The organism is Streptomyces sp. ME19-01-6 (genome assembly GCF_033793745.1).
GTDB lineage: Bacteria > Actinomycetota > Actinomycetes > Streptomycetales > Streptomycetaceae > Streptomyces.
In genome coordinates this window covers 84,840-97,680 of sequence record NZ_JARAXF010000029.1, presented here as the reverse complement: position 1 = coordinate 97,680, position 12,841 = coordinate 84,840, and the positions used below count along the sequence as shown (strand labels likewise).

Here is a 12,841-nt window from a genome sequence, read left to right as displayed (position 1 = left end):
CCCCTCCGGCCACTCGCACCGACCGCCGGTGGACGGCTCGTCCGCCACGGCGCTTTCGGCGCCACCGAGGCTCGGCCTGCCGCCCTCCACATCGACCTGATGACCGGCCACACCGCCCGGACCCTCGGCCGGAACCGTGGCCCAACTCCCCGACACCGGGAGGCGAAGCGCCTCCCGGCTCCCGAAAGGAACACCGACCCGTCATGACCAACCCCTTCGAGAACCCCGACGGCACCTACCGGGTCCTGGCCAACGACGAGGGCCAGCACTCGCTGTGGCCCGACTTCACCGCCGTGCCCGCCGGCTGGACCACCGTCTTCGGCCCGGACAGCCGCACCGCCTGCCTGGAGTACGTCGAACGCGAGTGGACCGACCTGCGCCCCAAGAGCCTCGTCCGGGCCATGGGCGAGTGACGCGGACGCAGCGGACGAAAGGGAACACGCACGTGAGCAGCGTCGACATGACGCAGGCACCGTACGCCCCGGCGAGCGCCGGCGGCACGGTGCGGTACGGCGCCCGCACCCTGGCCCGGCTCGGCCATGTGGCGGCGGAACTGCTGGACCAGGCGGGCGACCGGGTCGACGACCCGGCATGGGTGGCCCTCGCCCGGCACGCCTGGGAGGACGTCCCGGCCGAAATACGGCGCACCGTGAGGGAGTTCCGCAGGCATTCGGGCCCCGACGGCGCCCTCGTCCTCCGCAGGCTCCCCATCGGTGCCGCGCACCTGCCGTCGACCCCGATGGTGAAGGGCTCGGTCCAGCACGGCCCGTCCCTGCCCGCGGCGACGCTGCTGCTGTTCGCGGCCGGGCTCGGCGACCCGGCCGCCTTCGCGGCGGAGAAGTCCGGCGCCCTCGTCCAGGACGTCGTGCCGGTGCCCGGTCAGGAGACGGTCCAGGGCAACGTCGGCTCGGACGAACTCACCTTCCACACCGAGAACGCCTTCCACCCCCACCGCCCCGACTACGTCATGCTGCTGTGCCTGCGCCCCGACCACGAGGGCACGGCCGAACTGCGCACCAGCTGCGCCCGACGCGTCCTGCCGCTGCTCACACCCCGCACCCGGGAGGCGCTCGGCAGGCCCGAGTACGTCACCGAGGCACCGCCGTCCTTCGGCCCGGCCGGCGAGGGCACCGCGCACGCCGTGCTCACCGGCGACCCGGACGACCCCGACTGGTGCTTCGACGAGGCGGCCACCAAGGCGGTGACCCCCGAGGGCCGGGCCGCCCTCGCCGAACTGGCCGAGGTGGCGCACCGCACGTACACCGGGGTGCTGCTGCGCCCCGGCGACCTCGCCGTCGTCGACAACCGGATCACCCTGCACGGCCGTTCGGCGTTCACCCCGCGCTACGACGGCCGCGACCGCTGGCTCCAGCGGACCTTCGCCTTCGGCGACCTGCGCCGCTCCCGCGACCACCGCCCCGGCGATGGAACGGTGCTGGTCAAGTGACCCCGCAAGTGACGTCGGCCCGCGACGCGTTACGAGAACCGTTGACATGAAAGGTACGTGCTGACATGACCGAGACCGACCGGACGCCCCTCGCGGTGTTCGAACGTCACGAGTCAAACGTACGCAGCTACTGCCGCGACTTCCCGGTGGTCTTCGAACGAGCCGCCGGACACCATCTGTGGGACACCTCAGGGCGCCGCTACGTGGACCTGCTGTGCGGGGCAGGCTCGCTCAACTACGGCCACAACCCGCCCGCGATCGTCGAACGGGTGACGGCCTACCTCACGGCCGGCGGCCCGGTGCAGTCGCTGGACCTGCACACCACGGCCAAGGCCGACTTCCTGGAGCGGTTCACCGGACTCGTCCTGGAGCCACGCGGACTCGGCGACTTCGTCATGCAGTTCCCCGGCCCTGCCGGCACCCTCGCGGTCGAGGCAGCCCTGAAGCTGGCCCGCAAGGTCACCGGGCGCACCGAGGTGATCGCCTTCACCGGAGGCTTCCACGGCGCGTCCCTCGGTGCCCTCGCCGCCACGACCTCCCCACTGCTGCGCGGCGCGGCGGGCGTACCTCTGACCGACGTCACGATCCTCCCGTACGGCGACGCGGCCGAGCCCGATCCGTTCGCCTCCCTGGAACACACCCTCGGCCCGGGCGCGACGACGCCCCCGCCCGCCGCGGTCCTGCTGGAGACGGTCCAGGGCGAGGGCGGACTGCACACCGCTCCCCGCGCGTGGCTGGCCCGGATCCGTGAACTCGCCGACACCACCGACACGTTGGTCATCGTGGACGACATCCAGGCGGGCTGCGGACGCACCGGGAGCTTCTTCAGCTTCGAGGACACCCCCGAACTCCGCCCCGACCTGGTCTGCCTGTCGAAGTCCCTCAGCGGAATGGGGCTACCGATGGCGGCGCTGTTGATCCGGCGCGAGATCGATCGTTGGGCCCCCGGCGAGCACAACGGCACGTTCCGTGGCCACAACCTCGCCTTCGTGGCGGGCTCCGCGGCACTGGACCACTGGACCGACCCGCACTTCACCGACCACGCCGCCGAACTGACCGCCGCGATCCGCACCAGCCTCGCGAGCATCACCGACGCCCTCCCGGTGGGTGCCGCCGAAGTCGTCGGCAAGGGAGCGATGAGCGGACTGAGATTCCCCGCCCCCGGGACGGCCGAGCGGATACGGGAGGCGTTGTTCCGCGCCGGCATCGTCGCCGAGACCGCGGGGTTGGGGCATGTACTGAAGCTCCTGCCACCCCTGACGATCTCCCTCACCGAGTGGAAGGAAGTGGCGGGCACCTTGGGCGACACCGTCCAGGTGCTCGCTACGGCGTAGTCGCCCGACGCCCTGGGGCCGAGCCAAGCCGCGCGGCCGCGGCCGTCCCCGCCCGGCACCGGATCATGGCCGGTGCACTTGTGCTGATGGTCGTCCTGGTCGCGGTGGCGGCGCTCGGACAGTAGCCGTGACAGCCGCGCCGCAGGCCGGGCGCCGCCCCGTCCCGACGACGGTGGCGGCGACTGCGAACGACTGCGGCTGCGACCGCTACCAGGCGAAGGCCTCCGGAGACGGTCCCGGTCCTGGGAAGATCTCGTCCAGCCCGGCCAGCAGCTCCTCGCTCAGATCCAACTCGGTGGCGCGCAGGGCGGATTCGAGCTGCTCCGCCGTGCGCGGGCCGACGATCGGGCCGGTCACGCCGGGACGGGTGAGCAGCCAGGCCAGGGCGGCCTCGCCGGGCTCCAGACCGTGCTTGTCGAGCAGGTCCTCGTACGCCTGGATCTTCGCGCGTACGTCAGGGCCGGACATGGCGCCCGCGGCTCGCCCCTCGCTGCGCCGACCGCCCTGGATCTCCTTCTTCAGCACGCCGCCGAGCGCACCGCCGTGCAGCGGCGACCACGGGATGACGCCGAGGCCGTACTCCTGCGCGGCCGGGATGACCTCCATCTCGGCGCGGCGCTCGTAGAGGTTGTAGAGGCACTGCTCGCTCACGAGGCCGATGGTGCCGCCGCGACGGGCGGCGATCTCGTTCGCCTGGGCGATCTTGTAGCCCGGGAAGTTGGAGGACCCGACGTAGAGGATCTTCCCCTGCTGGACCAGTACGTCGATGGCCTGCCAGATCTCCTCGAACGGGGTGTCCCGGTCGATGTGGTGGAACTGGTAGACGTCGATGTAGTCCGTCTGGAGCCGCTTGAGCGAGGCGTCCACGGCACGCCGGATGTTCACCGCCGACAGCTTCTCGTGGTTGGGCCACGCCGCGCCGTCCGCGCCCATGTTGCCGTACACCTTGGTGGCGAGGACGACCTTGTCGCGCCGCTCGCCGCCCTTCGCGAACCAGTTGCCGATGATGCTTTCGGTACGGCCCTTGTTCTCGCCCCAGCCGTACACGTTCGCCGTGTCGAAGAAGTTGATGCCCGCGTCCAGCGCCGCGTCCATGATCGCGTGGCTGTCGGCCTCGCCGGTCTGCGGACCGAAGTTCATGGTGCCGAGGACGAGTCGGCTGACCTTGAGTCCCGTGCGTCCGAGCTGCGTGTACTTCATGGACTACACGCTAGTCGCGTGGAGTGCGCTCTAGGCAAGCGCGCCACTCCGCGTCCCGCACCGCAGTGGCACACCCCTGCCAAGCAACCAGCGGTAGAACATCCTCCGCGCGCCCGCCGCACCCGCGCACGGCCGTACCGAAAGTCCGTCGCCTGAGCCGCCAGGCATGCACACCGGCGACCTGCGCTCGGCCATCTTCGCCCGGACGGAAACGCCCTCACCACCAGCAGCACCGACGGGACCGTACGGTTGTGGGACACCGACGCCTTCAACGACCTCCCCACCCTCATCCACAAGGCCTGCGAGGGACACGGTCTGTGTAGCAACAAGAATGGGACGCTGCCGCTGACCGTCAATGGCAAGATCGCCCGCAAGGCGCTGCCCGCGCCCGGCTCGATCCGCGGACCACGAGCTCCGGCTGGAGCACGGGTGTCCACGGTCAAGGGGAAGCTTCAGCTCCGCCTCCCTTGGCTCACGAGCCGGTAGTACGAAGCGGCACGTCCGTCCCACGTGAGGCGACGGCGTCCGGGCAACGCGCATGGTGCGTCGAAGGCATTGACCGGATCACCCACCGCGTCCGTGACAGTGGGGTCGCCCCCGGTGGCCGGGATCTCGACGACGACGGGTCCCGAGGAGCCCGTGCGAATCGTGGAGGTGGTCAGTTCTCCCTCGTGCCAGTCCACGTCGACGGTCAGTCCGCCGCGACAGCGGATACCGGCCAGGTGACCGCTCCGCCAGCCACGCGGGAGCGTCTTCAGCAGGCTGACGGCTCCCTCGTGGCTCTGCACCAGCAGTTCCACGATGCCCGCGACGGCGCCGAGATTGCCGTCGATCTGGAAGATGTAGCCGCCCGGCCAGTCCGGGTGGGGGTGCAGGTCCAGGAGGGACGTCGACGTCAGGTCGTTCAGCAGGATGTCGAGCGAACGCTCGGCCAGCCCGGTGTCCCGCAGTCGTGCGGCAAGGCACAGGATCCACGCCTGGCTCCAGCCGGTGTATCCGCTGCCGTGCCGGAGCCTGGTCGCGAGAGCCTCTCTGGCCGCCGCGAACACCTCGGGAGTGCCGCCCTCGGTGAGACGCGTCCCGGGGTGGAGGCCGTAGAGGTGGGACAGGTGGCGGTGACCGGGCTCGGAACCGCGCCGCTCGTCCTTCCACTCGAGCAGTTCGCCGTGCGCGCCGATGCCGGGCAGGCGCAGCGCGCGCAGCGCGTGGCGCGCGCGGGAGAGCAACCGGGCCTCGTCACCGCGTCCGTGGCGTTCCGCCAAGGCGACGTATCGGGAGAGCACCTCGTGGACCAGTTCCTGATCCATCGTGGTTCCTTCGGAAACCGCCGCCGCCCCCTGGTTCGGGGAGACGGCGAAGCGGTGCTCGGGTGACGTGGAAGGGCTCGTGAGGAGCGAACCGTCGTCATCGGGTACGAGCATGTCGAGCGCGAACAGGGCGGCCGAGCGGTGCACCCGCAGGGCGGTCCCCGCGCCGAAGTCGTCGTTCCCGCCGTACTCGTAGTGGTCCCAGACGTGCGCGGCCAGCCAGTACAGCCCGGTCGGCCAGGTGGCCCACTGGGTATCGCCCTTGACGGGCGTGGAGAACCGCCAGATGTCGGTGTTGTGGTGGACCACTGCGCCCGCGGCGCCGTAGTACCGCGCGGCGGTGGCCGTGCCGCTCTCGGCGAGGTCGTCGGCGAGCGTGAGCATCGGGCCGTGCACGTCCTGCAGGGCCGTGCTCTCGGCGGCCCAGTAGTTCATCTCGACATTGATGTTGGTGGTGTAGTTCGCGCTCCAGCCGGGACGGACGTCGATGTTCCAGATTCCCTGGAGGTTGGCGGCCTCGGTACCCGGGCGGGAGCTGGAGATGAGCAGGTAGCGGCCGAAGTGGAAGAGGAGTTCGGCCCGCGCCGGGTCGCCGTGGTCCGCGGCGGGTGACGCCGACAGGTCGAGGTCGACGCGGTCGAAGTAGCTCCGGTAGTCCTCGACATGACGCTGGACGAGCTGTTCGGCAGGACGGCCCAGGGCTTGGGTCACGGTCTCATCCGCCGAGCGGGCGAGGGCGTCGAGGTCGGCGCTGGGCCGCCGGTCGTAGCCGCGGAAACCGCTGGCGGCTGCGACGATCAGGCGTAGTTCCTCCGGTCCCGTTCGCTCGACCGCCACCGCTACCGCGAACCCGGCGCCGGCGGCCACGGTGCCGGCGCCGTCGGGCTCGTCCTCGCCGTAGACGACCGCGGGTTCCTCCTCGACGTAGTTGGGCAGCACCCGGGCCGGCACCCGGCCCGTGGCCACGAGCAGGCCCGGTCGCGGGGTGGCGGTGGTGACCGGGTGAGGGGAGACGAAGGTGGGCAGGGCAGGGTGAGAGGCGGCGCCGGGCCCGGTCACCGTGACCACGAGCACGTCGTCGGGGGCCGAGACGAAGCTCGACATCTCGACCTCCGCGCCGGCGGGCCCGTAGCCGGTGGTGGCCACCGCGTCGGCCAGGTTCAGCCGACGGTGGTATCCGGCGGCGTCCGACGTGTCGGCGTAGTGCCATTCGAGCCATCCGAGGGGCTGGTAGGACTCGGTCCAGCCAGGTCCCATCATGGCCTGTGCCAGCTTCTCGGCCCCGGCGTTGTCCTCGGCCCGGATGGCTGCGCGCAGTTGCGGGAGCAGGCCGGCCGGTGACCCGGTGTCCTCGGCGGTCGCCGGGCCGCCCGACCACAGGCTGTCGAGGTTCAGGTCGATGCGCTCGGTGCCCACGGCTCCGCGCAGGGTCCCGCCCAGTGATCCGTTGCCGATCAGGAAGCTGTCGTGGAACGCCGTCGCCGGCTCAGTCAGTTGGATGGTGTGACGTGGCATTTTCTCGGTCTTCCTCGGTGACGGTGTCCGGGTGACGATCGTCCGTGACGCGATCGCCCAGTGCCGCGTACGACGGGTGCGCGGGCACTGGACGTCACGCCGCCACTCCTACTTGACGGCGCCGGCGACCATGTTGCGGAAAATCCGCTTCCGGACGAACAGGAACAGCACGATGAGCGGAATGGCACCGACCAGGGTGCCCGCTGTGACGACGCTGTAGTCGACGTTGCCGTAGGCCCCCTTCAACTGTGCGAGGGCGACGGGCACGGTGTACTTCTGCGGATCGTTGAGGACCAGCAACGGCCAGAGGTAGTCGTTCCAGCTCCACATGAAGGTGAAGATCCCGAACGACGCCAGGGCAGGCCGCATGACGGGCAGGGCGACGTGCCAGTACATGCGGAGCAGGCCACAGCCGTCCAGTCGCGCCGCCTCGATCAGCTCGTACGGGATCGCGGAGACCGCGTACTGGCGCATCCAGAAGAGCCCGAAGGCCGAAGCGGCACCCGGCACGATCAATGGCAGGAAGGTGTTGATCCAGTCGAGATTCGAGTAGATCTGGAGGGAGGGCGCCAGACTGACGCCCGTCGGGAAGACGAGTGTCGCCAGCACGAAGGCGAACAGCTTGTCACGGCCGGGGAAACGCATCCTGGCGAACACGAACCCGCCGAGCGAACACAGGAAGCCCGACAGGACGACCGCGCTCACGGCGACAACCAGCGAGTTGACGAACGTGGCGCCCAGTGGGATTGCGTCGGACACCTTCCCGAGATTCTCGAAGAGCTTGGTCCCCGGGGTCATCCGGGGCGGGAACCGGAAGACCTCACCGCTGGAGCTCGTCGCCATGATGAGCAGCCAGTAGAAGGGAAACAGGCTGACCAGTGCGACACACAGCAGCATGAAGTGCTTGCCGACCTGTGGCCTGCGTCCGCCGCGACGCCGCCCCCGCACCGGGTACCCGCCACGGGCCTCTTCCCGCACGTCGGTGCTCATGTCAGATCGCCTCCTTGTGTCCGGTGACGCGCCGCATGATCAGGGTGCCCAGCGAGGCCAGAGCGACGAGGGCGAACACGGCCCAGCCGATCGCGCTGGCGTAGCCCAGATCGGGGTTCACACCCGCGCTCTGGGACTGTCCGATGTACTGGTACTGCAACAGCATCATGGTCATCCCGGGGACGGACGTGCCCATGACGTCCAGGATCTGGGGTTCGGTGAACACCTGCAGGCCACCGACGACGCCGGTCACGAGCGCGAATACGACGGTGGGGCGCAACATCGGCAGGGTGATCGACCACAGCTTCCGCGCGCCTCCCGCCCCGTCGAGTTCCGCCGCTTCGTACAGCTCGGCCGGAATCGTGGCCATACCGGCCATGAAGAAGATCACGAGATAGCCGAAGCCGCGCCAGATGATCATGAGAGCGATCACCGTGTTGGCACCCCAGGTACTCGCCATCCAGTCCACCGAAGGCAGGCCGACGGAGACCAGCAGCCGGTTGATCAGCCCGAAGTTGCTGCCGAAAAGGGACTGGAACACGATCGCGATGACGACGACCGATGTCGCCTGGGGCAAGAAGTAGACAGTCTGGTAGACACCGCGGAGGCGCAGCCGGTCACTGCTCAGCACGAAGGCCGCGACCAGTGCTGCCACGATCATCGGCGCCTGGGACATCACGAAGATCTCGATCGTGGTGACCACCGACTGCCAGAACTGGGTGTCGTCAAGCAGCCGCTGGAACTGTTCGAAGCCCACGTAGTGCATCGTCCCGATGCCGTCCCACGTGTGCAGGCTGAGATAGGCCGCGATGCCCAGCGGAAAGACTCCGAACACCGCGAAGAGCACGAAGAACGGGGAGATGGCGAGATAGCTGGCCAGGTAGGACCGCCAGCGCCGGGGCCCGGACGGGCCGGGAGCCTGCCCCGGCCCGTCCGTCGTCGGCTGGCGGGCAGTCGGGCGCGTCGGGCTGGAAGGGCCCATGCCCGTGTCCACCACTTTCGTCACCGCTTCAGTTCCTTGGCGATCTGCGTCTGCGCGGACTTCCATGCCGCGCCGGCGGACTCCTTGCCCTGCGCCACCAGCTTCAGGGCCTGCGTGAGGGTGCCTTCCACGATGTTGTCCTGAGGAGTGACCGGGACCGTCGGTGACTCCTTGGCGACCTTCGCGAACAGCACACCCGTCGGCTGACCGCCGTAGAACGGCTGCGGTGCGGTCAGCTCCGGCATCTTGTAGCTGTCGAGCGCCGAGGGGAACAGGCCGTCGGTCTTGAAACCCGACGCCTGGTTGGCCGGGGACATCATCCACTTGACGACCTTGTACGCGTCCTTCTTGTGCTTGGTGGAGCTGAGGATCGACATGAACGAGCCGCCCTTGCTACCGGCACCGCCGGGCGGGTTCGCCACCCGCCATACCCCCTTGGGGCTGCCCGCGGTCGCCAGCAGCGGACCCTCGTACACCGGGGCGACGAAGGCGCCGAGAACATTCTGCGCGACCGAACTGTTCCAGTCCGTGGTGTAGGGGGTCGCCTTGGTACACAGGCCGTCGGACAGGAGCTTGGCGGAGTAGTCGAACGCCTTGCGGGTCAGGGCGTTGTCCCCCAGGTACTTACCGGAGGTGTCGAAGCTGCCCTGCCCCTTCTGCTCGAGTTGCAGGAAGTAGACCTGGTTGGCGTCGTCGCATGCCCTGAAGCCGGCCTTCTTCGCCTTCTCGGCCACGGTGCGGTAGCCGTCCCAGGTGGAGGCCAGCTTGGAGACCGCGGCGGGGTCGGTGGGCAGGCCGGCCTTGCGGAACAGGTCGGTGCGGTAGAACAGCCCCTGCGGCCCCGTGTCGATCGGGAAGCCGATCACCCGTCCGTCGGGGAGGGTGCCGTTGGTCCACTTCCAGGTGACGTAATCCTTCTTCGGGTCCGCGCCCATGGTCTTCAGGTCGACGAACTTGTTCGAGATGTCGGCGTAGGAACTGATGTCGTTGCCGATGACCACCACGTCCGGCAGTCCCGAACCGGTCTGCAGGGTGGTCTTCAGCTTGGTTTCCAGGTTGGGCGTCGGGATCAGCTTGATCTTCAGGCCGGGGAACTTCTTCTGCACCGCCAGGGACGCCTTGGGCACCGAGCCCGGCGCGTACCAGACGGTGAGACCGTCACTCGCCGAGGAACCGCTGCTGCCGCAGGCGGTCAGGGACAGCGCCATGGCCGTCGCGGCGGCCGAGGCCGCGAACCGCGGCAGGATTCTGCTGCTCTTCATTGAACTGCCCTTTCTTGAACTTTCGAACCGGAGGTGCGGAGCACCTGCGCTGCCGGACGTGATCGGATGTCCTGACGGACAGGTCCCGATCAGTGACCGTGCACCCGGATGTTGATCACTTCGGTCGGCGCCTGCGGAAAGGTCACCCTGACCGCGCGCGCCTGCGTGTTGTCGAGGTCCAGCCGCACTGTGGTGGCCTGGGTGGTGCCGGCGACCAGGGGCACGAGGTCCCGGCCGCCGTCGGAGAGTTCGATGGCGTACGGGGTCTGCGGCCCGGCACCGAACTCGACGTGGATCGTGCTGATCGACCAGAGTCCTTCGAGATCGACCGACAGCCAGGCACCCGGATCGTCCGTGGCGCTGACCCATCCGTGCTCGACGCCGTGGTCGGTGACGAGACGGGCCGGACGGTCCGGCCGGGCCCCGCTGCTGAAAGCGGGGCGCATCTCGGAGAGCTGGTGAGGCCCACGGGTGTCGGGCGAGTGGGCCTGTGACGGCGGGCCGGGGGCGAGGTTGCGGCGTTGTCCCGTCCACGGCTCGGGACCGACCGCCTCGATGGTGATCTCGCTGAGGGCAAGCCCTTCCGCGGTCGCCCGCAGCCGGTTGGTGCCGGCGTGGTACGAGCGGAACTCGATGGCGCCCCGGCCGTCGAGCAGACCCTTGTTGTCCGGGTTGAGATCGATCGACGTACCAGTGGGGAAGATGCCGCCGCCCTGGACGACCTCGATCGCCACGGGGCGCTCGTCCGCCACCACTCGGCCCGTGTCATCGACGATCTCCACGACGAGCTGCGCGTCGTCGGTGCCATCGGTGAGCACCATGGTGCGGTCGGCGGTCAGCCTCAGCGCGGTGGCCGTGCCCGGCTCGGGCCACGCGGGCGGCGCGATCCCTCGCAGGCGGTGGCGATACCAGTACCAGGACCGCAAGGGAAGGCGGTAGTAGTCGACGAAGCCCATCCGCCCCATGTCGGGCACGATGCTGCCGTGGTGGAAGCCGCACCACAGGACGACTCCGGAGCGCCACGTGTATTCGTTCTCGCTGCCGTGGCGGAAGCGGTGGGTGTAGCTGCCGGGTCGGTCCTCGACGACGCTGCCGTACTCGGAGACGATGTTCGGCCAGGGCGGGTTGAGGTACAGCTCGCCGCCGTCGCCGTTGTATCCCGCCAGGTCACCCAGCTCGTCGAAGCCCCGGCGCTGTGCACCGCCGACCGCGACGGGACGTGTCGGATCGAGTTCGTGGGCGAGGTCCACCAGACGCTGGGTCAGTTTCTTCGCTGCCGGGATCACGTGCTCGTCGCTGAAGAAGACCTCGTTGCCGGTGCTCCAGGCCACGATGCTCGGGTGATTGCGGTTCACCCTGATCATCTCCGCCATGGCACGCAGGCAGCTGTCCTCGAACTCGGCCTGGTCCGCCTTGTCCGGCGGATACGCGCTGGCGTTCCAGAACCCCTCGCAATTGGCTCCGCCGATGCCCCAGAAGGGCGCTTCGGACCAGAAGAGGACACCGAGTCGATCGCACTCGGTCGCGAACTGGTCGTGGTGGGGGTAGTGGGAGCCGCGGATGAAGTTCATCCCGGCCTCCTTGATGAGTGCGATATCCCGGCGCATCCCGGAGTGGGTGACGGCGTCGCTCCATCCGGCGTGGTCCTGGTGGACGTTGGCGCCGTGGATCGCGAACCGCTCCCCGTTGAGGTGAAAGCCGTCGGTCGCGGTGAACTCGACAGTGCGGATGCCGAACTCGGTGGCCACGCGGTGGCGTTCGACGCCCTCACCCGTCCGCAGCGTCTGCTCGAGTGTGTAGAGGTGTGGGGAGTCCGGGCGCCACAGGCGTACGTCTTCCACGACCAGACGCTGCCGGTGCACCGTGGTCGAGCGGGGCGGGAGGTTCACCGCCTCGGCGGCCTCCACGGGACGTGTACCGGGACCGGTCACCTTCGCGGCCAGCAGGCCGTCGAACGGCGCGTCGGTCTCGTTCACCAGTTCGGTGGTGACCTCGATGGCCGCGCCGCCGGTGCCGACGCCGAGCGTCACCACGCCCGTGCCGTGCCAGGCGATCCGCGTCCGCTCGGCGACGATCAGGGAGACGTCCCGGTAGATGCCGCCGTTGAAGACGTGCTCTCCCGCCCTGGGCGCCAGCCTTGGGTTCCACTCGTTGCTCACCCGGACCGCGAGCTGGTTCGTCCCCGCGCGCACGGCCTCGGAAATATCCACGATGAAGGCCGTGTAACCGCCCAGATGGCGGTCCACCGGCACACCGTTCACCGTGATCTCGGCATTTTGGAAGACACCGTGGAACTCCAGCGCGACGTACTTGCCCGTGTCCTCCTCGGCGAGTTCGAAGGTGCGGCGGTACACGCCGCGGCCGACGTAGAAGCCGGTCTCCATGAAGTACGGAATCCCGAACGAGTGGGGCAGTCCCACGTCGTACCAGTCGCTGTCGTCGAAGGCCTCCAGCGTCGCGCCCTCGGAGTCGCCGTAGGCGAACTTCCAGCTCCGATTGATCAGTTCTTTGCGGTTCACGCCGCCGTCCCTTCCACGTCGTGGGACCGCGCGTAAGGGGTCTGCAGCTCGTCGTCGAGCGCGGCGGGGAGCCGACCGCCGGTCTCCACCGGAAACGCCCATGCGCTCGCCCCAGGCGCAAGATGCCCCTCGCCGGGGGTGAACGACGCAAGCCGTCGGCTCGGCGGGTTGTGCAGGCTCATTGAGCGCCCTCCGTAGCGGGTTCAGACAAGTCGGTACTGCCTTCGGGTCTGGAACCAGTAGCCCGTCGGGGAACGGCTGGGAGTAATCGAAAGCCGATCCATG

Annotated in this window: 10 protein-coding genes; 3 read left to right on the top strand and 7 right to left on the bottom strand. The window is 69.2% G+C overall.

Translation table 11 applies throughout. The annotated features are described in order from the left end of the window. Positions 1 to 203 precede the first annotated feature (203 nt). From PV419_RS40770 to PV419_RS40760, 3 genes are all read left to right on the top strand, one after another. Positions 204 to 413, top strand: a complete 210-nt coding sequence (locus PV419_RS40770; RefSeq protein WP_152173466.1) for an MbtH family protein — start codon at positions 204 to 206, stop codon at positions 411 to 413. A 32-nt stretch (positions 414 to 445) separates the two neighbouring features. Then, positions 446 to 1,447 (top strand): TauD/TfdA family dioxygenase, encoded by a 1,002-nt coding sequence (locus PV419_RS40765; protein ID WP_319697725.1) that lies wholly within the window; start codon positions 446 to 448, stop codon positions 1,445 to 1,447. 65 nt (positions 1,448 to 1,512) lie between these two features. After that, the gene (locus PV419_RS40760; protein WP_319697723.1) at positions 1,513 to 2,781 is read left to right on the top strand and encodes a diaminobutyrate--2-oxoglutarate transaminase; all 1,269 of its coding nucleotides are present in this window, start codon (positions 1,513 to 1,515) and stop codon (positions 2,779 to 2,781) included. A gap of 207 nt (positions 2,782 to 2,988) precedes the next feature. On the opposite strand, the gene PV419_RS40755 is transcribed toward PV419_RS40760, so the two are convergent. From PV419_RS40755 to PV419_RS40725, 7 genes are all read right to left on the bottom strand, one after another. Further along, positions 2,989 to 3,981, bottom strand: a complete 993-nt coding sequence (locus PV419_RS40755) for an aldo/keto reductase (protein ID WP_319697722.1) — start codon at positions 3,979 to 3,981, stop codon at positions 2,989 to 2,991. Positions 3,982 to 4,433: 452 nt separating this feature from the next. Further along, the gene (locus tag PV419_RS40750) at positions 4,434 to 6,803 is read right to left on the bottom strand and encodes a glycoside hydrolase family 95 protein (RefSeq protein ID WP_319697720.1); all 2,370 of its coding nucleotides are present in this window, start codon (positions 6,801 to 6,803) and stop codon (positions 4,434 to 4,436) included. Between the two features lie 108 nt (positions 6,804 to 6,911). After that, entirely contained in the window at positions 6,912 to 7,793 is an 882-nt protein-coding gene (locus PV419_RS40745) for a carbohydrate ABC transporter permease (protein ID WP_319697718.1), read from the bottom strand. 1 nt (position 7,794) lies between these two features. Continuing rightward, a complete protein-coding gene (locus PV419_RS40740) occupies positions 7,795 to 8,799 on the bottom strand; it encodes a sugar ABC transporter permease (protein WP_319697716.1) in 1,005 nt (334 codons plus the stop codon). Next, entirely contained in the window at positions 8,796 to 10,037 is a 1,242-nt protein-coding gene (locus PV419_RS40735; RefSeq protein WP_319697715.1) for an extracellular solute-binding protein, read from the bottom strand. Before PV419_RS40735 ends, PV419_RS40740 begins: the two co-directional genes overlap by 4 nt. A gap of 89 nt (positions 10,038 to 10,126) precedes the next feature. Then, the gene (locus PV419_RS40730; RefSeq protein ID WP_319697713.1) at positions 10,127 to 12,556 is read right to left on the bottom strand and encodes a glycoside hydrolase family 2 protein; all 2,430 of its coding nucleotides are present in this window, start codon (positions 12,554 to 12,556) and stop codon (positions 10,127 to 10,129) included. Beyond that, a complete protein-coding gene (locus tag PV419_RS40725; protein ID WP_319697711.1) occupies positions 12,553 to 12,738 on the bottom strand; it encodes a hypothetical protein in 186 nt (61 codons plus the stop codon). The genes PV419_RS40730 and PV419_RS40725 overlap by 4 nt, the downstream gene beginning before the upstream one ends. Positions 12,739 to 12,841 lie beyond the last annotated feature (103 nt).